General features: G+C 63.7%; 20 protein-coding genes. 5 read left to right on the top strand and 15 right to left on the bottom strand.

The features are described from left to right. Positions 1-8 precede the first annotated feature (8 nt). A complete protein-coding gene (locus BB28_RS03950) occupies positions 9-407 on the bottom strand; it encodes a DUF2628 domain-containing protein (RefSeq protein WP_046252605.1) in 399 nt (132 codons plus the stop codon). Between the two features lie 64 nt (positions 408-471). On the opposite strand from BB28_RS03950, the gene BB28_RS03945 reads away from it, so the two are divergent. Beyond that, positions 472-2,124: a DNA repair helicase XPB gene (locus BB28_RS03945; protein ID WP_046252604.1), complete on the top strand. Its 1,653-nt coding sequence runs from the start codon at positions 472-474 to the stop codon at positions 2,122-2,124. Here the strand turns inward: BB28_RS03945 and BB28_RS03940 are convergent. The 6 genes from BB28_RS03940 to BB28_RS03915 form a co-directional block, all read right to left on the bottom strand. After that, complete coding sequence (locus BB28_RS03940; RefSeq protein WP_081252200.1) at positions 2,084-3,229, bottom strand: acyltransferase family protein; 1,146 nt, start codon at positions 3,227-3,229, stop codon at positions 2,084-2,086. The genes BB28_RS03945 and BB28_RS03940 overlap by 41 nt on opposite strands. 27 nt (positions 3,230-3,256) lie before the next feature. After that, positions 3,257-4,606 carry a PA14 domain-containing protein gene (locus BB28_RS03935; protein ID WP_052740097.1) on the bottom strand — a complete coding sequence of 450 codons (1,350 nt, stop codon included), beginning with the start codon at positions 4,604-4,606 and terminating at the stop codon, positions 3,257-3,259. A gap of 23 nt (positions 4,607-4,629) precedes the next feature. Beyond that, complete coding sequence (locus BB28_RS03930; protein WP_046252603.1) at positions 4,630-5,115, bottom strand: SRPBCC family protein; 486 nt, start codon at positions 5,113-5,115, stop codon at positions 4,630-4,632. A gap of 42 nt (positions 5,116-5,157) precedes the next feature. Further along, positions 5,158-6,810 (bottom strand): PA14 domain-containing protein, encoded by a 1,653-nt coding sequence (locus tag BB28_RS03925; protein ID WP_161581974.1) that lies wholly within the window; start codon positions 6,808-6,810, stop codon positions 5,158-5,160. 242 nt (positions 6,811-7,052) lie between these two features. Continuing rightward, positions 7,053-8,057 carry an LLM class F420-dependent oxidoreductase gene (locus tag BB28_RS03920; RefSeq protein WP_046252602.1) on the bottom strand — a complete coding sequence of 335 codons (1,005 nt, stop codon included), beginning with the start codon at positions 8,055-8,057 and terminating at the stop codon, positions 7,053-7,055. Position 8,058: 1 nt separating this feature from the next. Continuing rightward, positions 8,059-9,528, bottom strand: coding sequence for an FAD-dependent monooxygenase (locus BB28_RS03915; protein WP_046252601.1), 1,470 nt, complete (start codon positions 9,526-9,528; stop codon positions 8,059-8,061). 65 nt (positions 9,529-9,593) lie between these two features. On the opposite strand from BB28_RS03915, the gene BB28_RS03910 reads away from it, so the two are divergent. Next, positions 9,594-10,262, top strand: coding sequence for a TetR/AcrR family transcriptional regulator C-terminal domain-containing protein (locus tag BB28_RS03910; protein WP_046252600.1), 669 nt, complete (start codon positions 9,594-9,596; stop codon positions 10,260-10,262). On the opposite strand, the gene BB28_RS03905 is transcribed toward BB28_RS03910, so the two are convergent. The 6 genes from BB28_RS03905 to BB28_RS03880 all read right to left on the bottom strand — a co-directional run bounded on the left by BB28_RS03905 (position 10,189) and on the right by BB28_RS03880 (position 21,252). Then, on the bottom strand, positions 10,189-13,320 hold the full coding sequence (locus tag BB28_RS03905; protein WP_046252599.1) for an MMPL/RND family transporter: 3,132 nt from the start codon (positions 13,318-13,320) through the stop codon (positions 10,189-10,191). The two genes, BB28_RS03910 and BB28_RS03905, sit on opposite strands and share 74 nt — an antisense overlap. A 2-nt stretch (positions 13,321-13,322) precedes the next feature. Continuing rightward, positions 13,323-14,687, bottom strand: coding sequence for a condensation domain-containing protein (locus tag BB28_RS03900; RefSeq protein ID WP_046252598.1), 1,365 nt, complete (start codon positions 14,685-14,687; stop codon positions 13,323-13,325). Continuing rightward, a complete protein-coding gene (locus BB28_RS03895) occupies positions 14,684-15,883 on the bottom strand; it encodes a serine hydrolase domain-containing protein (RefSeq protein WP_046252597.1) in 1,200 nt (399 codons plus the stop codon). The genes BB28_RS03900 and BB28_RS03895 overlap by 4 nt, the downstream gene beginning before the upstream one ends. A 51-nt stretch (positions 15,884-15,934) precedes the next feature. After that, complete coding sequence (locus tag BB28_RS03890) at positions 15,935-17,326, bottom strand: condensation domain-containing protein (protein ID WP_046252596.1); 1,392 nt, start codon at positions 17,324-17,326, stop codon at positions 15,935-15,937. Positions 17,327-17,868: 542 nt separating this feature from the next. Then, complete coding sequence (locus BB28_RS03885; protein WP_046252595.1) at positions 17,869-20,028, bottom strand: 3-hydroxyacyl-CoA dehydrogenase NAD-binding domain-containing protein; 2,160 nt, start codon at positions 20,026-20,028, stop codon at positions 17,869-17,871. Between the two features lie 15 nt (positions 20,029-20,043). Then, positions 20,044-21,252, bottom strand: coding sequence for an acetyl-CoA C-acetyltransferase (locus BB28_RS03880; protein ID WP_046252594.1), 1,209 nt, complete (start codon positions 21,250-21,252; stop codon positions 20,044-20,046). Between the two features lie 297 nt (positions 21,253-21,549). Between BB28_RS03880 and BB28_RS03875 the strand changes: the two genes are divergently transcribed. The 3 genes from BB28_RS03875 (at position 21,550) to BB28_RS03865 (ending at position 23,564) form a co-directional block, all read left to right on the top strand. Then, complete coding sequence (locus BB28_RS03875) at positions 21,550-21,819, top strand: hypothetical protein (RefSeq protein WP_234801002.1); 270 nt, start codon at positions 21,550-21,552, stop codon at positions 21,817-21,819. Between the two features lie 104 nt (positions 21,820-21,923). Further along, on the top strand, positions 21,924-22,331 hold the full coding sequence (locus BB28_RS03870) for a hypothetical protein (protein ID WP_046255509.1): 408 nt from the start codon (positions 21,924-21,926) through the stop codon (positions 22,329-22,331). A gap of 54 nt (positions 22,332-22,385) precedes the next feature. Next, positions 22,386-23,564 (top strand): pyridoxal phosphate-dependent aminotransferase, encoded by a 1,179-nt coding sequence (locus tag BB28_RS03865; RefSeq protein ID WP_046252593.1) that lies wholly within the window; start codon positions 22,386-22,388, stop codon positions 23,562-23,564. Here the strand turns inward: BB28_RS03865 and BB28_RS03860 are convergent. Both BB28_RS03860 and BB28_RS03855 read right to left on the bottom strand, forming a co-directional pair. Further along, positions 23,553-24,626, bottom strand: coding sequence for an alpha/beta hydrolase (locus BB28_RS03860; RefSeq protein ID WP_046252592.1), 1,074 nt, complete (start codon positions 24,624-24,626; stop codon positions 23,553-23,555). The two genes, BB28_RS03865 and BB28_RS03860, sit on opposite strands and share 12 nt — an antisense overlap. 69 nt (positions 24,627-24,695) lie before the next feature. Continuing rightward, positions 24,696-25,787 (bottom strand): CaiB/BaiF CoA transferase family protein, encoded by a 1,092-nt coding sequence (locus BB28_RS03855; RefSeq protein ID WP_046252591.1) that lies wholly within the window; start codon positions 25,785-25,787, stop codon positions 24,696-24,698. Positions 25,788-25,828 lie beyond the last annotated feature (41 nt).

Genomic DNA, 25,828 nt, shown 5'->3' with positions numbered 1-25,828 from the left:
TTAACCCCTCAGCGGACACCCTCGAAAGGATTCCAGGACTCACTCTTGCGTACCCAGTGCAGGTAGTAGGCCTGGTTGGCGATTCCCATGAACAGCGCAGCAAAACCAAAGGAGAAGGCGCGCGTCACACTGTCGGAGGCCCCCAGGACCCCCAACGCGACGCTGACACTCACCGTGATCCCCAGCAACACGAGGCCCTTGCGCCACATCCCCTTGACGAAGAAGTAGATCGGGCCAAAGAAAAAGGCCAGGAAATTACTGGTCAAGCGGATACGTGTCCAGAACGATCCCGACCGGAAGATGGCATTCGCCTCTTCTTTCGTCGGCGCCGCAGCGTACTGGTCGTAGAACGCGAACCGGCGCTGCCAAATCTCGGCCAGGGTGCTGCGGTCTTGTGGTGTCGTCACCGCAGCAATCTAGCAGGGCGTACAGCACCCGCCAATGTCTCCGGGCATCACTATCCTGGACCGAATGACCGATGGACCGCTGATCGTCCAATCCGATAAGACCGTGCTGCTGGAGGTCGACCACGACCAGGCAGATGCGGCACGCCAGGCGATCGCCCCCTTCGCCGAGCTCGAACGCGCCCCCGAGCACGTGCACACCTACCGCATCACGCCACTGGCGCTGTGGAACGCCCGCGCCGCCGGGCATGACGCCGAGCAGGTTGTCGACGCCCTGGTCACCTTCTCCCGGTACGCGGTACCGCAACCGCTGTTGGTGGACATCGTCGACACCATGGCCCGCTACGGACGTCTGCAGCTCGTCAAACATCCGGCGCATGGTCTGACGTTGCTGAGCCTGGATCGCGCCGTCCTCGAAGAGGTACTGCGGCATAAGAAGCTCGCCCCCATGTTCGGCACCCGCATCGATGACGACACCGTGCAGGTGCACCCCAGCGAGCGTGGCCGCGTCAAGCAGTTGCTGCTTAAAATCGGCTGGCCGGCAGAGGATCTCGCCGGTTACGTCGACGGTGAAGCTCACCCGATCAGCCTGGCTCAGGATGGTTGGGAGCTTCGGGACTATCAGCAGATGGCAGCCGACTCGTTCTGGGCGGGCGGTTCCGGCGTGGTGGTCCTGCCCTGTGGTGCCGGTAAGACGCTGGTGGGTGCCGCGGCGATGGCCAAGGCCCAGGCGACCACCCTGATCCTGGTGACCAACACCGTCGCCGGTCGGCAGTGGAAACGGGAGCTGATCGCGCGGACCTCGTTGACCGAAGAGGAGATTGGCGAATACTCCGGTGAACGCAAGGAGATTCGGCCGGTCACCATCGCGACCTATCAGGTGATCACCCGGCGCACCAAGGGCGAATACCGCCACCTGGAGCTGTTCGACAGCCGGGACTGGGGCCTGATCGTGTACGACGAGGTGCATCTGCTGCCCGCTCCGGTGTTCCGGATGACGGCGGACCTGCAGTCGCGCCGCCGCCTGGGGCTGACCGCCACCCTCATACGGGAGGACGGCCGCGAGGGCGACGTGTTCAGCCTCATCGGGCCCAAACGTTATGACGCACCGTGGAAAGACATTGAGGCACAAGGCTGGATTGCCCCCGCCGAGTGCATCGAGGTGCGGGTCACCCTTACCGAGAACGAGCGAATGATCTACGCGACGGCCGAGGCCGACGAGCGCTACAAACTGTGCTCGACAGCCCATACGAAGATCAACGTGGTGAAGTCGATCCTGGCCCGCCATCCGGGAGTTCCCTCGCTGGTGATCGGCGCCTACCTCGATCAGCTCGACGAACTGGGCGCCGAGCTCGGCGCCCCGGTGATCCAGGGCTCCACCAAGAACGCCGAACGCGAAGCGCTCTTCGACGCTTTCCGTCGCGGGGAGATCGCCACCCTGGTGGTCTCCAAGGTGGCCAACTTCTCCATCGACCTGCCGGAAGCAGCTGTAGCGGTTCAGGTTTCGGGTACGTTTGGCTCACGTCAAGAGGAAGCGCAGCGACTTGGGCGGTTGCTACGGCCGAAGGCAGACGGCGGACAGGCCTATTTCTATTCGGTGGTGTCGCGCGACACCCTCGATGCCGAATACGCCGCCCACCGGCAGCGATTCCTTGCCGAGCAGGGTTACGGCTACCGGATCACCGATGCCGACGACCTGCTCGGACCGGCGATTGGTTAGCGGTCCGGGACAGTTCGTCACCGGAACGCTCCGCAGGTGATTCGAAGCGGCGCTTGATACGTAGCAGGGGTGTCTCGAAGTACCGGAAGCTCACATAGGCAACTGCGATGACGAGAATCGTTGTCCCGGCGCACAGCGTCAACCCCTGCTCCTCGTGTACCACGCGGCGAACGACGTTGGCGCACAACATGTGCATCAGGTAGATCCCGTAACTGATGACGCCGATGAATGCCAGCGGCCGCCAGGTCAGCACAGGGTGCATCAGGGTGTCCTCGCGGATGGTCACGGCGGTGACCGCGGTTACCATGATGACCTGTATCGACCAAGGCGGCGCACCGAACCACAGCGCGCCGATCATCACCGCGAACACGGCCGGGGCGGACCACCACCACCCCAGCACCGCGGAGACTCCTGCGTAGCCGCGACGCGTGTTCACTACGATCGCGGAGGCGGCGCCGAGCAGGATGGGCAAGGACAGGCTCGCGAGAATGCGCCAGGGCAGCACCCGGGTATCCAGGAACACGCCCGCACCGACCGATACCACGACCAGGACGAACAGCACTGCGAGCGAGGGCCCGATTCTTCCCTTGCCCAAGAGCAGCGCGCCGACCAATAGGGGCGGCCACAACAGATAGAACTGTTCCTCGGTGGACAGCGACCACGAAAAGTAGAACGGCACCGAGGTACCGGCGGATAGGTCGACGAACCAGTTGACGGTGTAGGTCAGGAATGCGGGCAGGTTCCGGAAGAATTGCTCGCCCTTCGGCGTACCGCGTTCGGTGGCGAACACCAGCAGGACATACAGGGCCAGCACCGCGTAGTACAGCGGGAAGATTCGCAACGCCCTGCGCGCATAGAAGTTTCGCAGCGAGATGTCCGCTGTGCGACCACGTTCACGCATCAGCAGTGTGGTGATGAGAAAGCCACTGATCGCGAAGAAGAGGTCCACGCCCATGAATCCGCTGTGCGAGATCCTCGGACCGGGCGTCCCTGATGTGTGGTGCCAGATCACCGCCAGGACGCTCAGCGCCCGCAGGCCATCCAGCGCCCCGAATTTTCTCGTGGCCAGAAAAGAGCCATAAGCAGCCACAGAGCGTCGCGACACCGAAAGAAGGGTATCAGCGTTACCAGACTAGTGCTGCTGTCGGCAGCCCTGGTCCGCAGCGGTGTCCAGCTGGATATCCGTGGAGCTGGTCGACGGCGTGAGGAAACGAAGATGCCCGATCAACTCGCGCGGCAGATCGTCGACCCGGGTCGGGTACCGGGTGCCGTCGGTCACGCTGCGCGCCGTCAGCGAGAAGGTCTTGGCGACATCGGCGTCGAACGCGCCATACTTCTGCAGCGCGGTCGCCACCATCTGCTGGAAGGGGCTCAGGTTCAGTGTTCGCAAATCCAGGGTCGGATCGAGCTGAATTCTGATCCCCTCCGGCACCCCATCGAGGACCGTGCCGTCCGACCGGGTACCCGGGTACACGTAGGTGGGCGCGTTGATCGGGATGGCGAATCGCAGCGCGTGATCAATCACTCCGGCTTGCACATCCTCCGGCGTGATCAGCCCGGCCAGGTAGGACAGCTCGCCGCCCGAATGCGCGGGCCCACTGACGTGTCCGCCCGATCCGGTGTTCACCCGGTAGGTGGCCTGGGCGATGGCCGACATCGCATCCGGCTTGAAGGACTGGAATTCGTATTCACACCCGGTGGTGTCGTCGATGATCGCGATATGGGCGTCGGCGTCCTGGGTGGGCAGATAATGCGGCAGGTAGGGGACATCGATCGACTTCCCGCTGTTACGGACGGCGACGGTCCGGGTCGGGGTGCCCGCGGGCGCGTGGTACACGGCGGTGGTCCAGATGTCCTCGTTGACGTCGATTGCCTTGACATCCGGGTGATGCATCAGCGCGGCAACCCAATTCGGCGAGCGCGGGTCGACCGCGGGATTGGGCGGGAGGGGCTGATTCAGGAATGAATTCGCCGCGAAGTAGTTGCCGTTGACCGAAGCCGGACCAAGCGCGACTTGAGACACCGAGAACTCTTGCACCGCGGGCCCGCTGGCACCGGCATAGCTGACGCGGACCGCATGCACACCGGCCTCTACGATGCGTGTGGCGAGATCGGTCCCCCAGTCACGGGTATCGGCATGATCGAAGATCAGCTCGCCGTCCAGCCATACACGCGCGACGACACCACCGCTCATCGAGGCGATCTGATACTGGCCCGTCACCGGGAATCGCAGCGAGCCGGTGGCATCGGCCGAGAATCCGTCGGCCTGTACGCCCAGTGCTGGAGATCCCGTGAAGTTCCCGCCGACCGAGTACTCGCATCGAGCGAGCACCGCGCTGCCCGAATGATCGGTGTTGTTGTAGTACCGCGTCCAGTATTGGCCTACATCGCAAGGGTTCTGGGCCGCCGCGTCCGTCTCATTCCGGGCAGGCGCACACGCCGCCACCACCAGGAACACCGCAAGCAGAACGAACGCACGCACGGATTCACTGTACGGGCGAACTCTTACCTTCCGGCGGCGGCAATCTTCTCGAAGTACCGCTGAGTGCGCTTCATCGAGAATCCGACGATGGCGTTCACCGCGGGAGTGGCATTACGAATCGGTCCCGTGCCGTCGATGGCCCATGCCCAGGTGAAGTCGGCACCGCGATCCGTCGGCGTCACCACGTAGTCCTCAGCGAAGGCACACAAGCCGGGCGCAGGCACCGGCAAGCTCGTCACGTAGAAAGCCTTCCGCCGTCCTTCCTCCCAGAGGAAGTAGTGCTCGTTCACCTTGGGTCCCACGGCGGGCCCGATCTTGCGGACCGCTCCGACCCCGGTTCGGGGGCTACCCCACACGACCCTGATACCCGGCGCCAACCACCGCAATGTGGTGTCGTTGGTCAGCTCACGCCACACGGTGTCGGCGGACACCGGTACCGAGATGGTGTGACTGGCTCGCACAGGAGCGCTGGACAGGAAGGCTTCATCGACTGCATCAAGCGAAGGCATTCCCGTAACTTACGGTATCGGTTGGGTTGTAAACAACGGGCCCTACTGCTGTTGCGCACAGGTCTGGTCGGCCTGCTCGTCCAACCGGATGTCAGTAGACGCCACAGTGGGTTTGAGGAACTGCAGATGCTGGACGAGGGCCTGCGGCAGCCCCGAAAGCGGCAGGTTGAAAGGCGCCGAGGCCATGGTGTTCTCGGTGGCGACGGCGAGCACCCCTGCGGTATCGGCGTTGTAGCCCCCGTAGTTCTGCAAGGCCACGGCCACCATCCGCTGAAACGGAGTCAGGGCGAACTGGTCCAGATTCAGAGACGGGTCGAGCCGCATCCTGGTCCCCTGCGGAATGCCGCCGGGTGTGGTGCCGTCGGAACGGGTGCCCGGATAGGCGAATCGGGGTGAACCGATGGGCAGCGCATAGCGCAGCGCGTGGTTGATGCCGCCCGCGTTCACCTCGGACGATCTGATGAGCCCGGCCAGCCAGGACAGCTCGCCGCCCGCATGCGCCGGCCCCGACGTGTGTCCGCCGGTGCCCGTGTACGCGTGATAGGAGGCGGAGGCCACCGCCGAGGAGGAATTGTTGAACATCTCCAGCTCGTAGGCACACCCCCTCGCCTGATCCACAATGATCAGCGCGCTGTCACCGTCGGGACTCGCCCTATAGGACGGCAGGTACGGAACCGTCAGGTTCTTGTTCGAGTTCGTGATCCGGATGGCGCGGGTAGGGGTGCCCGGTGGCGCGACGTAGATGGGTTGCGTCCACATGCTGCTGTTCAGCGAGATGCCATTCTGGTTTCCCAGCATCGCCACCCAACCGTCGGACCGAGAGTCGATCTGGGCGTCGGCGGGGATCGGTGTGTTCCAGAAGGAGTCTGCCGAGAAGTAGTTGCCGTTGGTGCTGGCCGGTCCCGGCCCCATTTGCGAGACCGAGAAGAACTCGAAGGAATCGCCGGACGACTTCCAGAAGGCAACCTGAACCGCATGATCACCCGCAGTGACGTTCTTGGCGGCTAGATTTCGGCCCCAGCTCACTGCCCCCTTGTCGATCATCAGTTGTCCGTCAAGCCACGCCCGCACCGCCATGTTCCCGGTGTCGGCACTGAACACATAGTTGCCACTGACCGGAAAGTGGATCGTTCCGACATATTGGGCACCCCAGTTCGACGTGTTGACACCGGATACCGGTGCGGCACTTCGGAAGTAGCCACCTACCGATGTCTCGCACTGTCGCACCACCGGGTCACCGCTCAACGCGGTGTTGTTGTAGTAGCTGGCCTGGTACTCATTCACGGCGCAGTCCGAGGGCGTCGCCGTGGTGGTTGTCGGCGTGGTGGTGGGCGCGGTCCACACCACCGTCACCTTGTCCAGCACCAACATTCGCCCGCAGAAGAACGTGCTGTACGCCGCGCTGTTCGTAATGGTGATGGAATGCGCCCCTTCGGCGATGGACAAATCCACCGTGTAATCTGTCAGGCCATTTGCCGATACGGTGAAATTGCCCACCTCGACATTGTCGACACTGATGCGCATAACCGGCGCGCCCAGACATTGCTGCCCACGCGCCCGAATAACTATTCTCGACGAAGTTTGGAGCCACACCGTGTTTGTGGCAATAGCATTCTGACCGTATAGGCCCAGGAGGGTGCCACCGGACGCACTACCGTCCGCCCAGGCCCCTCCGCCGCCGCCGGTATAGGACATCGATTCTGCTTCGATGGCCGTATCTGCTTGCGAGACAGATGGAAATGTTATCCCGATGGCCACTAGGACGGACACGACAACCAAGAACCGTAGAACTCTCATGAGCGTGAACACCCTGTCCGATAGCAGGCGTAAAACGATTCACGCGCAAAGTACTATCGGATTAATTCGAATCACCAGAGCATTCGTTCAAGCGAGATTCTCCGGCGATGAATCCGTAATAGACAGAGCGTCTAATTAACTCAATGACGCACGTCGGCAACTATTTCGCGCACGAACAGGTCTATCCCAGAACGGTCATACGCCGCTTCCGGGAAATTGCATATCGCATAGCCCAGACCTAGCCTGCGGAACTGGGCCAGACGCTCTGCGATCTGCTCGGGAGTTCCGGCGGTCGCAGCCAGATTGCCGACCGTGACATCGGCCATGTCCTCGCCGACAACCGGCACAAGCCGCGCCTTGATGGCCGCCAGCCGGTCAGCTACCTCGGCGTCGTCGGCACCGATGACGATGTTCATGTTGGCGCTTCGAACAATCGCATCGAAGTCAGTGCCAATGTCCTTACAGTGCGCCGCAAGAATTTTCGATTTGTGTTCGAATTCCTCGGGAGTCTGCCCGAAGTTGGTGTACTGGGCATAACGTGCCGCGATCCGCAATGTCACCTTCTCGCCGCCACCGGCGATCCATAGCGGAATGCCGTTGGGCTGCAGTGGCTTGGGCGCCACGATGGCATCGTCGACCTGGTAATAGGTGCCGTCCAGGGTGACACGCCCGTCCTGCCAGGCGTCACGCATGATGCGCACCCCTTCGCGCAATCGGCCGAGGCGCTCGGCGGCGTCCGGAAAGCCGTAGCCGTAGGCACGCCACTCGTGCTCGTACCAGCCGCCGCCGATGCCCATCTGGGTGCGTCCGCCCGAGATGATGTCCACTGTCGCGGCGATCTTCGCCAGGTAGACCGGGTTTCGGTATCCCATCGCCGTACACATCTGCCCGAGCTTGATTCGCGAGGTCACCGCTGCGAAGGCGGACATCAGCGTCCACGCCTCATGAGTCGCCTCGTCGGTGGGCACCGGCACGGTATGGAAGTGGTCGTAGACCCACACCGAGTCCCACGGACCGTCCTCCGCATAGCGGACCACATCGCGCATGACGTCCCATTGACGTTCGGGCGCGATGCCTACCAGATCCAGGCGCCAGCCCTGCGGGATGAAGACTCCGAACTCCAGTGTCTCGGCCACCCGCGCCACACTACGCCGGGGCGGGAGATCCCAACCAGCGGGTGAGCGCTTCGCCGAGGCCGACATCGGACCCCTCCCCCACCCAGGCGACGTACCCGTCAGGTCGCACCAGCACCGCGTCCGGCGCCGAAACCTCACCCAGCACCGGAAGATCCCATGCACCTGAGTATTTCGCGTCAACCAGCTGAACCCGGTCGGCCCATCCGTCGACGTTCAGACTCTGCGGCGCGCCAAAGTTGAACACCACAGAACGGGCGGTGTGCAGGTAGGGGTAGACACGGGTGAGCCCATCCGGGGTGACCACGTCCAGGTCCGGCATGCGGCGCCCCAGCAGCGGATGCCCCTCGCCCAGCTCGTAGTGAATGTCCAGGCCGCTCATCATGCCGGCGATGCGCTTGCGTGGCTCGTCCATCGCCAGCAGGTCGGCCACGATGTCGCGCAGTGCATCCATCCGCGGCCCGGCGTCGGACAACGGTGTTTGGGCCATGGTGTTGTGCAGCACCCTTTCGGCCACCGGATGGCGCTCGCAGTGGTAGGTGTCCAACAGCGAGTCGGGGGCTTCCCCCTTGATCACCGCCGCCAGCTTCCATCCCAGGTTCACCGCGTCTTGAACCCCGGTGTTCAGCCCCTGTCCGCCGAACGGAAAATGAATATGCGCGGAATCCCCGGCAAGGAACAGGCGGCGGTCGCGGTACCGGTCGGCCTGACGAGTCATATCGGAGAATCGCGACATCCAGCGTGGACTGTGCAGCCCGAAATCCGTTCCGGCGATGGCGATCAGTGCTTCCTTCGCTTCTTCCAATGTCGGCTCGACGCCCAGTCGGTCAAGATCGGTGCTGAACACCAACCGGCACCACCCCTCTTCGAAGGGCAGGATGCCGAGGAACGACTGTCCCGGCTTGCGCAGCAGACCGAACTCAAGCGGCTGCTCGGTGATCTCGGCGTCCACCAGCATCGCCGAACACGACGGATCATGGCCGGGAAATCCGATCCCTGCCGCCTTCCGGATGGTGCTGCGTCCGCCGTCGCATCCGATGAGATACAGCCCACGCAGCGCGCGCCCATCGGCGAGCTCCACATCGACACCGGAGTCGTCCTGGGTAAACCCGACGACCTCGGCGTTGTAGTAGATCGGCACGCCGAGTTCGGTGATCCACGCCGCCAAGGTCTTCTCGGTGTAGTGCTGAAGCAAGCCCAGTGCGTAGGGGTGACGGGTGGGGAAATCCTCGATGCTCATGAAGATCCCCGAGAAATGGGTGACCTGGCCGGTCATCCCCTGAGAGAGGAATCTCTCGGCGATCCCACGCTGATCGAACACCTCAATGGTGCGCGAATGCACGCCCGCCGCACGCGATCCCACCTCTTCGTGGCTGCCCCGGCGTTCCAACACCGCAACGTCAATACCGGCGAGAGCCAGCTCACCGGCCAGCATCAGCCCGGTTGGACCTCCACCTGCGATGACCACTGCATGCCCGGTCATGATTCTCCTTAACGTCGTTATTGGTATTGACTCCATAATTACTTTAACGATGTTAAGGTGTCAACGTGATTTTGAATCGGGAGACGATCGCGCGAGCCGGGCTGGCCCTGCTCGACGAAAAGGGCAGCGACGGCCTCACCATGCGGGCATTGGCGGCATCCCTCGGCGTGCAGGCACCGGCGCTGTACTGGCATGTGAAGAACCGGCGCGAACTCATCGACCTCATGGGTGAGGCGATCATGCGCGATGCCCATGATGCCTTCGACGACACTTCGGCGCCATGGGATATCTTCCTGGCCAACGGCGCTCGTGCACTACGGCAGGCGATGCTGCGCTACCACCAGGGCGCCCGGATCCTGGCAGGCACCTTTGTGACCAACGCCGCCGACATGCTTGAGCCGATGCTCGATGCCATGACGTCGGCCGGATTCACTGTTCGCGAAGCGGCCCGGCTATCTCCCGTGATCCACCACTACACAATCGGTTTCACCATCGAACAACAGGCTCGCGATGGCTCGGAGTATCCGGGTCCCAATCCGTACACCGAAGAGAATCTAATCGCCAAGCTCGATCTCCAGAAGTATCCGGCGATCTTGGAGGTCTTCTCGGAGCTTTATGAACCCGACTTCGATGCCGACTTCGAGGACGGACTCGCGATCGTCATCGACGGCCTGCGAGCTCGGCTTCGCGGGAAACGGAAATCAGCGGCTCCTCGAGTATCGGATCGCCGCTAGGACACTCAGGCTCCTCCGACTCCGACGGCGCCGCATCCTGGTCGTCAACCTTCGAGCGCGAAAAATGCTTCTGGAACCAAGGTTCCACGATCGCAGAGGGCCACCAGTTGGCCTGCCCACACAGCACAACCAGAGCAGGAATGGTGATGGTGCGCACCAGGAAGGTGTCCAGGAGCAGGCCCATACCGATGATGAAGCCCGCTTCGACCATCGACTGCAGGTTTCCGATCAGCAGGCCGAACATCGATGCGGCGAAAATGACTCCGGCAGAGGTGATCACACCGCCGGTCGACTTGACCGTCTTGATGACCCCGGAACGGATACCGTCGGGCGATTCGTCACGGATGCGCGAGATGAACAACAGGTTGTAGTCCGCGCCCACCGCCACCAGCACGATGAACGCCATACCCGGCACACTCCAACTCAACGGTTGTCCACCGATGAACTGGAACGCGATCACCCCGATACCCACCGCCGAGGCGTACGAAATGATCACCGAACCAATGAGATACAGCGGCGCGACAATGGCCCGCAGCAGAGCGACGAGGATGAGCAGCACCACGATCACCGTCAACACGATGATGAATCGCAGGTCGTGGTTGTAATAGTTGCGAATGTCGTTGTACATCGCCGACAACCCGGCCATCGAGATGGACGCATCGGACAGTGTGGTGTTGGGTTGTGCGCTGTGGGCCGCATCCTGGATGGCGCGGACCTGATCCATTGCCTCGGGACTGAACGGATTCAGGTTGCTCTGGACCAGATAACGCACCGCATGGCCATCGGCCGAGACAAACGCCGCCGCGGCGGTCTTGAAGGAGTCTTGGGTAAGTACCTGCTGCGGGATGTAAAAGCCGGACATCGATCCGGGTGCCGCATCGCGCTTGGCGGCGACCAGGAGCGTTGAGGCATCGCCCAACTGGCCGCCCATCTGCTTGGTCTGGTCCACCAGCATCTGCACACCCTCGGCCAGCTGTGCGCTGCCATCGGCCAGCGAATTGACCCCGGTCAGGACTTCGGCGAACTTCTGCTGGATGCCGTAGGAGTCGGACAGACCTAACCGGCGCAGATTCGTGTCAATGGCGTTGAGCGCGGTGCGCAGTCGGGCGATGGTCGAACTGATCTGCTTGTCATTGTCGACGGCCTTCAGTTCACGGCCGAGCTCGACGATCCTGTCCCTGGTGCCATCCTGTTTGGTCTCCAGGAACTTGTTCATCTCGTCTCGCGAGGAGCGGCACGCGGGGTCCATCTCACAGGCCGGGTTGCCGACCAGCACACGAGCGACGGGTTCGATCCAGCCGTACACCTCGCTGGCGCCCTGGGCGTTGGCCTCGATGGCCTCGCCAAGGGAATGCATGCTGGTGACCAGCTTGTCCACCGAGTCCAGATCGGCGAGGGTGCCCGTCCTACCGCTGCCGCGCAACTGCGCCAGCACCTCGACCAGTGCGCGCGCCGTCCCCAGTGAGTTCTTCACCGAGTTGCGGACCTCACCGAGCTTGTCCGCCAACGTGTGTCCGCCCGCGGCGAGCTTGTCCAAGTCCCTGGTGCGCGCATCGATCAGATTCGACGCATCGCCCAGCTTCCCGCCGACCTCGCCAGCCTGATAGGACAGCTTGGCTTCCTCCAGCGGCTCACCCGTGGGGCGCGTGATGCCCCGCACCTTGTCCACACCGGGAACCTGACTCACCCGCGCGGCCATCTGCTCCAGATCGGCCAGCCCGCGCGGAGTGCGTAGATCGTGCGGTGACTTGATGTAGAGGTATTGCGGCAAGGTCGAATTCACCGGGAAGTGCTTTTCGATCGCGGCATAGCCCAGATTGCTGTCGGCCCAGGGCGGCAGGTTCTTGCGGTCGTCGTACCCGAACTTCACCATTGCGCCGCACGTGGCGAGGACGATCAGAATGACCAGGCTGACCGCCAGGTGTGCGCCAGGGCGTTTGACGATATTGATGCCCGAGCGGTGCCAAATCTTGTTGGCATACGCCTTTCTCGGCTTGACCCAGCCTCGGCGACCCACCAGGACCAGCACCGCGGGCAGGAAGGTCACCGACGCCACGAACGCGATCAGGATGGACACGCTCAGCGCCGGACCGATGGTGGACAGGATCCCCAGCTTGGTGAAGCCCATGCCCAGGAAGGTCACCGCTACCGTCGCCGCCGACGCCGCGACCACCTTGCCTATGGACTCCAGCGCTGCGGTCACCGCACTGTCGGAATCCATGCCCTGCTTGACGTATTCGTGATATCGACTGATCAGAAAGACCGCGTAGTCGACGCCCGCGCCCATCATCATCGCGGTCATGAAGGTCAGCGTCTGGTTCGAGATACTCAGACCCATCTGCGCCAGCCCACCAACGGCGGCCTGGGCGATGCCGAGTGAGACACCCACCACGATCAGCGGTAGCATCATCGTCACCGGATTGCGGTAGACGATCAGCAAGATCAGAAGAACTAAAGCCGCCGTGGTGATTTCGACCTTGTGCAGGTCACGCTCTCCGACCACCGTCAAATCCCCGACGGTGGCAGTGGGCCCCGTCGTGAAGGCATTCAGGGTGGTGCCTGCGGTCGCCTCCTTGATGATCTTCAGGGCGCCCACGTAGGCCTTGCCGGATTCGGGGGTAGCAAGCTCGCCCTGCAACCCGACCGGCAGATACCACGCCTTGCCATCGGTACTCGACATCATCTCGCGCAGCATCGGTTTGGTGATGAAGTCCTGCACCATGCTGACGTCGCGGGTGTCTTCACGCATTCGGGCCGCGAGGATTCGATAGGTCTGCTCGTCGGCGGGAGTCAGCCCGTTCTCATTGGTGAGGACGATCAACAGAATGTTCTGCGCACCCGACTCCTGGAACGACTCGACCATCTGCCGCGTGGTCTCCATGACGGGAGCATCTTTGGGCAGCAGATCGACGGGGTGCTCCTCGATGGCCTTCTGCAGAGAGGGCGCGGTCAGCGCCAAGACCGCAGCCAGAGCGATCCACACCCCGATGACGGCGACAGGGGCCTTCCGGACGATCCGAGCGATCAGTCCGTAGATGCCACCTGTGTTGTCCGCCACGACTACTCGATCACGCCGCGCATACCGAAGTCCTCGAGCGTCTCGGTCAGCAGATTGGTCAGGTCGGCGCGTGATTCGATCACATCGGGTTGGTAGCCGACAACGGCCAGGAAAATCTTCTCGTTGACCCTCCCGGACGCGAGGAAGAGCTGCCCGTAGGTGCTCAGCACCTTGTCGGGCCGCACCCGTTGCTCGGCCAGTTTGCAGAACACGTAGTCGGCATGTGTCCCGTCGGGACGATTCACATCGGGATCCAGCGGCCCCACATTCGAGCATCCGACGGGATAGTCGTTGTACTCCAGCGCCACATCGGCAAGCCGGCGTGCAGCCGCCTTCGGGATGAACGGCGTCAGCGGGAGCAGTGCCCACTTTTCGTCGGGGGCGTCCCGCAGGCCGGAGAGCACCTCCTTGGTGGCTCTGCGGATTCCGCGTAGATCGGTGGTCAGTTCCGCCGGATCGATCGCGAACATCACCGATGTCATGGCGTTGGCACGGTGATCGCCCTCGGTGCGCTCATTGACCGGCATGGACAGAGTGACCCGGCCATCCGGACCGAGCCTGCCTACCTTGGTGGCGAGCTGAGCGGCAAACGCACCGACCAGCGAATTGCTGGTACCGCCACGCTCACGTGCGTGTGTGTCCCAATGGCTTTCGTCCAGATACACGGTCACCGCCGGAATCTGTTCGATGTGCTCCTCGGTAGCGGGCCGGCCCGCATGCTTGATGTCCTGGCGCCGCGAGCTCAACATCTTGGTGGCTTTTCGAAAGGCCCGCGCGGTATCCGGCAGGTCATGCCTGGTGCGACGCAAGTCCTCCCGCACGCTGCGCATGCGCTTGCGCGACCGCGGTGCACCGTAACCCAACGGGAGGTTCGCGTCATTGGCGGCATCGGCGATGGCCCGGCACATGCCCACACCGTCGGCGATGCTGTGCGAGACCACCAGGCTCACCGCGGTCGCACCATCGGTGAATCTGGTGACACCGAGTCGCCAGGACGGGCCGTGCTCGGGATCGATCGGCAGCTGGGCATGCCGGTGCACCCAATCCTGCAGTTCGGCGCGCGGCAGTGGTGCGAGCTCGACGTCGATGGGGTGGCACGCCGGGTCCAGTACCCAGCGATGGCGACCGAAAGGCAAGCGGGAACGTTCGATTCGGCGCCCGAACAATCCCAGGCCGAGGTTGGCATGGAATCTGCGCAACCGATCGGTGTCGATATCGCGTTCATAGATCCAGACCATCTGCCCCAACGTGGACAGCTCGGTGGCCCGCAGACCCAGGAAAGAGGCCTGATCAACGAAGTCCAGATGAGAGATCGACAGGGATTTCGCGCGCGACGGAGCGACGACGGCCGGAATCGTGGCCGTCACAGCGACTCTCCCGCCGGTGACACCCCCAACGTGGCGTAAAGCTCGTTGATCAGTCGCACACTGCGAGGATCGGCATCTGCCTTGGTCACGTCGAACTGGTTCATCACATACGAGTAGCCGATGCGGTGCTCGAGGTCGACGAAGGCGTATGAACCACCGGATCCGCCGTGCCCGAAGGTCTTCTGATTTGGCCCGGCATAGCAGCGCTGATTGAGCATGTAGCCCAAGCCCCATCCGTGGTTGGCCACCCGGGGTCCCAGCACGACGTCGGGATCGAACCCGCCCTGCGACACCCGCACCACATCCATGTGATCGTGGCTGAGCAGCTTGCCGAGCGCCATCGCGTTGTAGAAGGTCGCCATGCCCAGCGCCGAAACGTGGGCGTTGGTCCCGGGGAACTCCAGCGCCCGCCACATCGCAATGTCCTTGCGCGCTATCTCATCATCGGGGATGAAGTCGCCCGAGATGAGCGGGCCCGCCAGTGGGTGGTCGCTCATGCACTCGAACTCCCCAGGCGCGCCGCGGAACACATCGCGCAGGAACGGCTTGTTGACCAGCTCCGCGCACCGGTGGTGCTCGCTGTGCGGGAGCCCGACGTGTACGTCGAGCCCGTACGGCTCGGCAATCTCGGTACGCAGAAACTGCCCGAGCGTCTTACCCGTGGTGCGGCGGACGACCTCGCCCAGGATGAACCCGAACGTCGCCATGTGGTAACCCTGCGCGGTGCCGGGCTCCCACCACGGTGTCGCTCTGGCGATGTGCTCGCACACTTCGTCCCAGTTGGCGGCCTGCTCCGGCGTCAACCTGGTGCGCGGCCCGATCACACCCGAGCGGTGTCCGAGCACCATGGCCAGCGTGATGGATTCCTTACCGGCCTGGCCGAATTCGGGCCAGTACCGCGCCACCGGCGCATGCAGGTCGAGCACACCGCGCTCGATCAGCATGTGAACGCAGGTGCTCATCAATCCCTTGGTGCCCGAATACACCGGCGCCAAGGTGTCCTCGGTCCAGGGACGGGTGCGGGCCTCGTCGGCCCATCCGGCCCACAGATTGACGACGAGCTCACCGTCGACCCAGATCGCGACCGCCGCGCCCAGCTCGTCGTTCTCCAGGAAATTCAGTGCAAACGCGCGCCGAACATTGTCGAAATCCGGTGAGCTGGTTCCATTCACCGCGACATCAAGGCTTGTGCTCATGACGGTGTCAACCTTTCACTGCTGCTCAAATGCGGCCGCGATGCCGCGGAATCAGGAAACGAACTGTGACTGCGCGACACGCTGATACACCCTGCGAGCCACATCGAAATAGCGCGACACAGATTCACGGGCGACAGCGTTGTCGGGGAACGAGATGGTCAGGTTGGTTTCATTCTCAAACCTGTTGACCCACATACACACCTGATCGGAAGAACGGCTGTCCCCGTAGATTCCGCCATTGATGCGATCCCATTCGGCACTCACCGGGATCTTGCGCGCATCCAGGAAAGAGACCATCGGAACCACGTATTCCGGGGCGGCCAACCCCGACTCAGGACCGGCGAGCTCCAGGGCGCGCTCAAACGGAACCTTGGCCAGCGGCTGGCATTCGTCGAACGACTTCTGCGCCGATCGCGCGACCCGCGCAAAGGAGTCCTCCGACATATCCACCACGAAGGGAATGAAGCTCGCGTACCAGCCCACCGACATCTGCTCCTCGGCGGTGCTGCGGGTGTCGTACGGGGTGATGCCGTAGAAGACGTCTGCGCCGGTGAGCTCGCGGTCGATCAGTGCGGTGCAGGCGAACACACCACCGCTGAATCGCACACCCGCCTGTTCACAAGCCTTTTCGAATGCCACCGTCTGCTCGGCGTCGAGCAGCTGGGCCGCGACCATGCCGCCGACGTTCGGCACAGATCGGTCGCCGAGGGGCAGGACGAAGTCGGGCAGGGTGCCCCCGTTGTCCCGCGCGTAGCCCAGCCAGCTCCGCACCTCGAAGGAGTCCAGGGTCATGGACTGGTTATGCGCGCGCTCACGGGCAGAGAAATCCAGATATCCCGCGGGCGCCGGAAGTTCCAGTGCCGCCCCGTGCACCAGGCTGGCGTACATCAACTGGATCTCGACGTACAGGATGCCGGTCGACATGCCGTCGGTATGGAGATGATCAACGCTCAGGTACACCGTGAAGTGGTCCGCACGTTGAATCACCCCGAACGTGAAGCAGTCCCACGAGAGCGGAGTACCCGAGGTACGCAGCAGATGCGCGCGGATCTCGTCGGGCCCCTGCAGCCCGTGATCCTGCGGCACGAAGCCGATGGTCTCCGGATCCTCGATTACATGCCGGACGATGTTGTCGGCCGTGTCGAACTCGAACCACGAGTGGTAGGTGTCGTGCCGTCGCAGATGCGCGTTGATCGCCGCAGTCATCGCATCGATATCGCAGATGCCCGGGACATCCCAGGAGCCGATTCCCAAACGGGCCATCTCGCGGTCCTGACGGGCCAGATCCCGGTACGAACGCACATGCTGGGCCTGCTGATAGCTGGGGGGCACCGTGCTGGTAGGAGCCTGTGCGGCGGCCTGGCGGGCGCCTGGCGAAGCGCTCCAGGAAATGACGGTTCCCGGCTTGGGGCGCCAATCGTGGATCGTTCCAAGTGTAACCATCGTCCCTATTCCTGTTCAGCGATCTGGACTACGAGCGTGACCATGCTCGATTTGCCTGCGACAGTGCGGACGGCAAAGACATCAATCATCGCGAGCAGCGTAGCGAATAAATATCTCGCAAAGGTACGTTCCATCAAAGAAATAGCTAGTGAACTGTGAGTAACGCCGCGTTACGCCATATCGCAGCAACTTCCCGTAAGACTTACGGTAACCCAGTTTCCGCAAATATGACGACCACATAGAAATGCCGCATGACCTGGCCATTCATATCTGGTTACGCGAAGTATCAATAACTATGTCTGTAGTGCCAACAGAGAACCCGCGAGATCTGGATGATTTTTTGTGGGCCACCACTCCAGCCACCATCGTTGTGGCGTGGACCACGCCACTGGGCCAGCCACTTCTGGTAACCGATTCTAAATCTGCTGAATCTTCGGGGGCATGCATCGGGCGGGCCCCATCCGCCCCGTCGGGACGGGCCCTAAAACGACTACAGCCGCCCACCCCGGAGGGTGAGCGGCTGTAGTGCCGTTGAGCCGTACCTACGCGTCCAGCAGCGACGCAGGCGGGGTGAAGCGGTCGCCGTACTTGGCGGCCAATTCCTTTGCACGAGCGACGAATCCAGCCTTGCCCTTACCCGCAGGACCCTCGTACCCAACGATGTACTGGTGCACACCGCCGGTCCAGGGCGGGAAGCCGATGCCGAAGATCGAGCCGATGTTGGCGTCCGCGGTCGAGGTCAGCACGCCCTCGTCGAAACACTTCTGCGTCTCGATGGCCTCGGCGAACAGCATGCGCTCGATGAGGTCCTGCAGCGGCGGGTTGGCAGCGTCGGCGCCATTGCGGGTCTTGAAGGTCTCCCGCAGACCCGGCCACAGCTCGGTGCGCTTGCCGTCCACGTAATCGTAGAAGCCGGCACCACCCAAGCGGCCCGGACGGCCCGCCTCCACCAGCGTGTCGATGACACGGCCCGCCGGGTCGTCCGGCAGTTCCTTGCCCTCGGCCTTGGCGGCCTCGACGGTCTCCTTGCGGATCTTCTGCATCAGCGTCAGATTCAGCTCGTCAGACAGCTGCAGCGGCGGAGCCGGGTATCCGGCCTGGCTGCCGGCCTGCTCGATGGTCGAGGGCTCGATGCCCTCGGCCAGCATGGCGACGGCCTCGTTGACGAAGGTGCCGATCACGCGCGAGGTGAAGAAGCCGCGGCTGTCGTTGACGACAATCGGGGTCTTCTTGATCGCCAGCACGTAGTCGAACACCCGGGCCAGCGCCTCGTCCGAGGTCTTCTCGCCGCGGATGATCTCCACCAGCGGCATCTTGTCGACGGGCGAGAAGAAGTGGATACCGATGAAGTCCTCCTGGCGCTTCACACCCGCGGCCAGCCCGGTGATGGGCAGGGTGGAGGTGTTGGAGCCAAGCAGCGCGTTGGGCTCGACGACGTCCTCGATCTCCTGGAACACCTTGTGCTTGAGCTCGGTGTTCTCGAAAACCGCCTCGATCACGAAGTCGACGCCTGCCAGGTCGGCAGGATCGGCGGCCGGGGTGATCTTCGCCAGCAGCGCCGCGGACTTCTCCGGGGTGGTCTTGCCGCGCGAAAGAGCCTTCTCTTCAAGCTTTTCCGAGTAGCCCTTGCCCTTCTGAGCCGCCTCAAGCGAGACGTCCTTCAGGACGACGTCGTAACCGGCCTTGGCCGAGACGTAGGCGATACCGGCGCCCATCATGCCCGCGCCCAGCACACCGATCTTCTTGATGTCCTGCTTGGCGATGCCGTCCGGACGTGACCCGCCGCCGTTGATGGTCTGCAGGTCGAAGAAGAACGCCTGCGTCATGTTCTTGGCGACCTGGCCGGTGGTCAGGCTGGTGAAGTAGCGGCTCTCGATACGGCTGGCCGTATCGAAGTCCACCTGGGCACCCTCGACCGCAGCGGCCAGGATGGCCCGCGGGGCCGGCATCGGCGCGCCCTTGAGCTGCTTCTTCAGGTTCGACGGGAACGACGGCAGGATGGCCGCCAGCGCCGGCGTGGACGGGGTGCCGCCGGGGATCTTGTATCCCTTGACATCCCAACGCTGCACGGCCTCCGGGTTCGCCTTGATCCATGCCTTGGCGGCGGGGATCAGCTCGTCGACGGAGCCAACCAGCTCATCGATCAGGCCGACTTCCTTGGCCTTGGTCGGGTTGAAACGGGTGCCCTGCGCCAACACGGTGACGAAGCCGTTCTGGATGCCGAGCATGCGGGTCACGCGGGTGACGCCACCGCCGCCGGGCAGCAGGCCCAGCGACACCTCGGGCAGGCCGATCTGAGATCCCTTGACATCGGCCGCGATCCGGTGATGCGTGGCCAATGCGATCTCCAGGCCACCGCCGAGGGCGGCACCGTTGATGGCGGCCACGACCGGACGGCCAAAGGTCTCCAGCGTGCGCAGGTCCTTCTTGATCTCCTCGACCTCGTTGAAGGCCTCCTGGGCGTTCTCCGGCTGGATCTGGATGATCTTGGTGAGGTCACCGCCGGCGAAGAAGGTCTTCTTGGCGCTGGTGATCACCACGCCGGTGATCGAATCCTTCTCTTCCACAAGGCGCTTGACGGCCGCGGCCATCGACTGCTTGTAGTCGTCGTTCATCACGTTGGCCGAGCCGTTGGGGTCGTCCAGGGTGAGGGTGACGATGCCGTCGGCATCCTTGTCCCACTGAATTGTGTTTGCGCTCATTGGTTCTGGTTCTCCCTACACTCGCTCGATGATGGTGGCCACACCCATGCCGCCGCCGACGCACAGGGTGATGAGGGCACGCTTGAGGCCGCGACGCTCCAGCTCGTCGACCATGGTTCCGGTGATCATGGCGCCGGTGGCACCCAGCGGGTGGCCCATGGCGATGGCGCCGCCGTTGACGTTGAGCTTCTCGTCCGGGATGTTCAGGTCCTTCTGGAACTTCAGGACCACCGAGGCGAACGCCTCGTTCAGCTCGAACAGATCGATGTCGTCCACGGTCAGCCCGGCACGGTCGAGCACCTTCTGGGTGGCCGGTGTGGGGCCGGTGAGCATGATCAGCGGCTCGCTACCGGTGGTGGCGGTCGCCACGACGCGGGCACGCGGGGTCAGACCCTGCGACTTGCCGGCTTCTTCGGAGCCGACCAGTACCAGGGCGGCGCCGTCGACGATGCCCGAGCTGTTACCACCGGTGTGCACGTGGTTGATCTTCTCGACGTAGGTGTACTTGATGCGTGCCACGTCGTCGAACCCGCCCAGTGCGGCCAGGCCCTCGAAGGCCGGCTTCAGCTTGCCCAGGTCCGCGGCGGTGGTGCCGGGACGCATGTGCTCGTCGTGGTCCAGAATGAGCAGACCGTTCTGGTCCTTCACCGGCACAACAGACTTGGCGAAGTAACCGCCGGACCACGCGGCTGCGGCACGGTCCTGCGAGCGGGCGGCGTAGGCGTCGACGTCGTCACGGGTAAAGCCTTCGATGGTGGCGATCAGGTCGGCACCGATGCCCTGCGGCACGAAGGACACGTCGTAGTTGGTGGCCGGGTCCGAGGCCCAGGCCCCGCCATCGCTGCCCATCGGCACGCGCGACATCGACTCGACACCACCGGCTAGCACCAGGTCGTCCCAACCGGAACGGACCTTCTGTGCGGCGACGTTGACGGCTTCCAGGCCGGAAGCACAGAAACGGTTGAGCTGAACGCCACCGACGGTATCGGGCAGGCCAGCGGCCAGCACCGCGGTGCGGGCGATGTCGCCACCCTGATCGCCCACAGGGGCAACGACGCCGAGCACGACGTCGCTGATCAGGTTCTCGTCCAGGTCGGGGAAACGGCGACGGATCTCGTCGATCAGGCCGACCACCAGGTTCAGCGGCTTGACCTCGTTGAGGGCGCCGCCGCGCTGCTTGCCGCGAGGCGTGCGGATGGCCTCGTAGATGAATGCTTCAGTCATGGGTATACGTCCTTATAGGGGGTGCGTATGGGGCATGTGGTGCAAGTGCCGCAGCCTTGTGACGCCGGGTTGACTCCGGGTCAGTTTCGCCGAGACAGCCTTACGTTAGACCAGGGTGGCGTCCCCATGGTAAGCAGCCCTCCCAACCCGTTGGTTGGGAATCTGACGCCGGTACGCTCGAAGTGTGCTGCGGACTCGGTCTCTACCGCTAAGACGCATGGTCATCGGCGCCATTGCCGTTCTGTCGATATTCGCGGTGTGGTTCGCATGGCTCTCGCTAAAAGCACGGACCGTCTTATGCCCGCCGCACAAAGGGACTGCATGGACAACGCCAGGGCCTCGGGCGGTGGCGGCGAACTCAAGATCGTCCAATCCACGATCGAGGGCGATCCCGTCACCACCTACTACCGGGTGTTCTCTCCGCAGCAGAAGGTCGAGATCTTCATTGACTACAGCGGCGACCAGTTCAGCAATGTCGGCTGGAGTCATGTCTTCTGCTGGGCCGCATCCACCGACTACAGGCCAAACCCCAGCTGCCCCGACCCCGCATTGCAGCCGGATCGATAGCCGTCTGGGGTTAGACCCCAGGCGTGCATTCGGTTTACCGTGCTGCGCGACGAGATTTCGCCGAAACCTCCCGCTTTCACACCGTGGGCGACAAGCCTGAAGCGATGCTCACACGACTCTGCATCGCGACGGCGACCCTGGCGGTTGCCGCCGCCGTGTGTTCGCCGGTGGCACAGGCCGAGCCGGAACCACTGTCCCCCGACACGGCGTTCGAGCAGCGCGCACCGCTGCAGAATTGTGGCCGGCTGCGCATGCTGCCGCCGTCGCACGAGATCCCACCGAACTATCTGAACTGCATGCGTCAAGCGCGCGCCGCGGGCACCGGTGCCGAGCTGACCACCATCGTCGCCAATTTCTTCCTCGAGGACACCACCACGTACTACCGGGTGTACCGCGCGGACCGGGATGTGGAGGTCTTCGTGGACAACCGGGACCGCGGCAATCCCGGATTCAGTCACTACTTCTGTCCGATACCGGATACCGACCTGTCCTTCGAACCGCCCAGCTGCTAGGTCCGCCGGTAGGCTGCCCGGCATGAAGCCGGGTAACACCGAACACGAGCCAGCGTGAACCCGAAGACCGTCAAACGATTGCGCCCCTTCGGCGCAACGATCTTCGCCGAGATGTCAGCCCTCGCCGTCCGACACGACGCAATCAATCTGGGCCAGGGTTTCCCTGACGAAGACGGGCCCGCGTCCATGCTGGACGCGGCGCAGCAGGCCATCCGTTCGGGCCTCAATCAGTACCCGCCCGGGTTGGGTGTCCCCGAGCTGCGCCGGGCCATCGCCGCCGATCGACTCGCCCGCTACGGGGAGGAACTCGATCCGGATACGCAGGTGCTGGTCACTGTCGGCGCCACCGAAGCAATCGCGGGCGCGGTCCTCGGCCTCGTCGAACCCGGCGCCGAGGTCATTCTGATCGAGCCCTACTACGACTCGTATGCCGCCGTGGTGGCCATGGCAGGCGCCGTTCGCGTCCCGGTGTCACTCGTTCCCGACGGAGCGGGCTTCGCACTGGACACCGACGCGCTCGCGGCCGCCATCACACCCCGGACCGCGGCACTGATCATCAACTCCCCGCACAATCCAACGGGCAAGGTGTTCACCGACTCCGAGTTGGCGCGGGTCGCCGAGCTGGCGGTCGAACACGATCTGCTGGTCATTTCCGACGAGGTGTACGAGCGATTGCTCTTCGATGGGCGCATCCAGACGCCCATGGCCAGCCTGCCCGGGATGGCCGATCGCACCGTGACGATCTCCAGCGCCGCCAAGACGTTCAACTGCACCGGCTGGAAGATCGGCTGGGCTTGTGGCACACCAGAGTTGATCACGGGCGTGCGGGCCGCCAAGCAGTTCCTTTCCTACGTCGGCGGTGCGCCGTTTCAACCGGCGGTAGCGGTAGCCCTGGACACCGAACAGGCCTGGGTAAAAAATCTACGAGACTCCCTGCAGCGCAGGCGTGATCGCCTCGCTGAGGCGCTCACCGGCCTGGGCTTCGAGGTACACAGCAGCCACGGCGGGTACTTCGTCTGCGCAGATCCACGTCCCCTGGGATTCAGCGACAGCGCCGAACTTTGTCGGCGCCTACCGGAAACCGTTGGCGTAGCCGCAGTTCCGGTAAGCGCCTTTTGCGACCCCAACACAGACACAGCCGATCAATGGAATCACCTGGTGCGGTTCACCTTCGCCAAACGTGACGCGGTGATCGACGAGGCGATATCCCGCCTGGCGCGGCTAGGAGGTTAGACCCGTCGCGATCGCGTCGGGACGCTGCCGTGCTCTGGCCAACCCTGGCAAGACCTTCACGAACTCGGTGATCTCCCCCACCGCCCGCCGGGCGTCCGGGTTGGTCGCCGCGAACACCTGGAACACGTGAATAGCACGGTCAAAAATCTGCAACCGCACCGGAACTCCCGCAGCGACAAGACGTTCCGCCAGCAGTTCAGAGTCCGGCCGCAACGCTTCCTGCGAACCCACCTGCAGCAGGAACGGGCCCAGTCCGGTCAGGTCGGCATCCGCCGGGCACGGCCCCGGCTCGCGTGCGCCGTTGCGCAACAGGAACACGTCGTTGATCATCTTCAAGAAGTCGACGGGGAACATCGCATCGCCGACGCGCTTGGCGGCAGCATATTTCGGCTCCATGTCGTTGTTGGTCGCCGCCGAGATCAGCACGCATCCCGCGGGCGGTGTCAAGCCCTCATCGCGCACCGCGATGGCGGTCATGGCCGCCAGGAAGCCTCCGGCCGAATCGCCTGCGAGCACGATGTTCTCGGGGGCGACACCCTGACTCAATACGTAGCGGTACGCATCGACACCGTCGGCGACGGCATCTTCGACCAGGTTGCGCGGGCACAACCGGTAGCCCACGCTCAGCGCCCGTGCACCGGAGTCACGCGCGATATGGCTGACCAACGGGCGATGGCTGTTGATCCCCAACGCGATGAATGCCGACCCGTGGAAGTAGATGACCACCGGCGCGTCCGGCCCCGGCTCATTCTTGGCGTTCCACGTCCATTCGGCCGCGCAGTTCGGCAACTGCACAGACTCCGTGCGGGTTCCGGACACGCCCGGCACCCAGCCCATGAGACGTTCCAGTCCGTCGTATCGCCGATTCAGCAGAGCGTCAGGGAACCGGCGGTTGACGGCCAGCATCAACCGGGTCAGCGCATAGAGCCCCGGCTTACCCACCGCCTTGAACAGATAGGTCTCGGCCACCGAATGCCAATTGGCCTTGCCCATCCATTCCGGCCCCGCGTACGTGACGGCGGCGGCCAGCCGGGATTCGGCGGCGTGTCGGGCAGTGGTCATCGAGCCTCCTCATAGCGTCATTGCTTGGGATGAGACTACCAGTACCTAGTACTGACAATCTCGGCTAAGTCACCAGCCGATATCGGCGAGCTCGGTCGTCTCCTTCGGCGGCGCTTCGATGGGCCCGCTCGGCGTCCGCGAGAAGCGCGGGGCCGGCGCGGCCTGGGTCACGCCGTTCACATCGGTGATGGTGCCGCGATCGCGAAGGTGCGCATTCTGCTTGGCCTCGCCCCAGGTGAGCACCGGTGACACGCAGGCGTCGGTACCGATGAAGATCTCGGTCCATTCGTCGCGAGTCTTGGTCTTGAACGCGTCGTCGAACAGCTTGCGCATCTCGGGGTAGCGCGCCTTGTCGAGCTGGAACGGAACGCTCTCGGGGTCCAGTCCCAGGCCCTGCACCAAGATCGCGAAGAACTGCGGTTCGATGGATCCCACCGCCATGTACTTGCCGTCGGCGGTCTCGTAGGTGCCGTAGAACGGGGCGCCACCGTCGAGTAGCCCCGCCTCCCGCTCATCGAACAGTAGGCCGTTGTTGTACATCGTCCATTGCATCTGAGCCAACTGGCTGACGCCGTCGACCATCGCGCCATCGATGACCTGCCCCTTGCCCGACTTCTCGCGCTCGTACAGGGCGGCCAGGATGCCCTGCACCAAAAGCATTGAGCCACCACCGAAATCCGCAACGAGGTTCATCGGCGGCATCGGCGGACGGTCCTTGTAGCCCATCGACCCCAGAGCGCCGGTCAGCGACAGGTAGTTGATGTCGTGGCCCGCCCGGTCGGCCATCGGGCCGGTCTGACCCCAGCCCGTCATCCGGGCGAAGATCAGCCGCGGGTTGCGCTTGGCGCACTCCTCCGGTCCGATCCCAATTCGCTCGCACACCCCGGGCCGGAAAGGATCCAGAAGTACATCGGCCTTGTCGACAAGCGCCAGCAGCGCCTCGGGGTCCTTCTTGACATCCAGGTTGACCAGGCGCTTCCCGCGGTGAAACAGGTCCGTCTCCTCGGCGGGGATGGCGAGACCACCGGGACGGCGCACCCGAATGACGTCTGCCCCCAAGTCGGACAACATCATCGCCGCGTGCGGCCCCGGGCCGATACCGCCGAGCTCGATCACCTTTACGCCCGCGAGAGGGCCTGTCTTGACGCCAGTGTCACCCATGAGGGTCACCCTAGCCACTCAACCCGTTGGTTGGGAAGTGC

Source organism: Mycobacteroides chelonae CCUG 47445, assembly GCF_001632805.1.
Taxonomy (GTDB): domain Bacteria; phylum Actinomycetota; class Actinomycetes; order Mycobacteriales; family Mycobacteriaceae; genus Mycobacterium; species Mycobacterium chelonae.
Note: the sequence above shows the minus strand (reverse complement) of the source record. Positions and strands in the feature narration are given on the sequence as shown.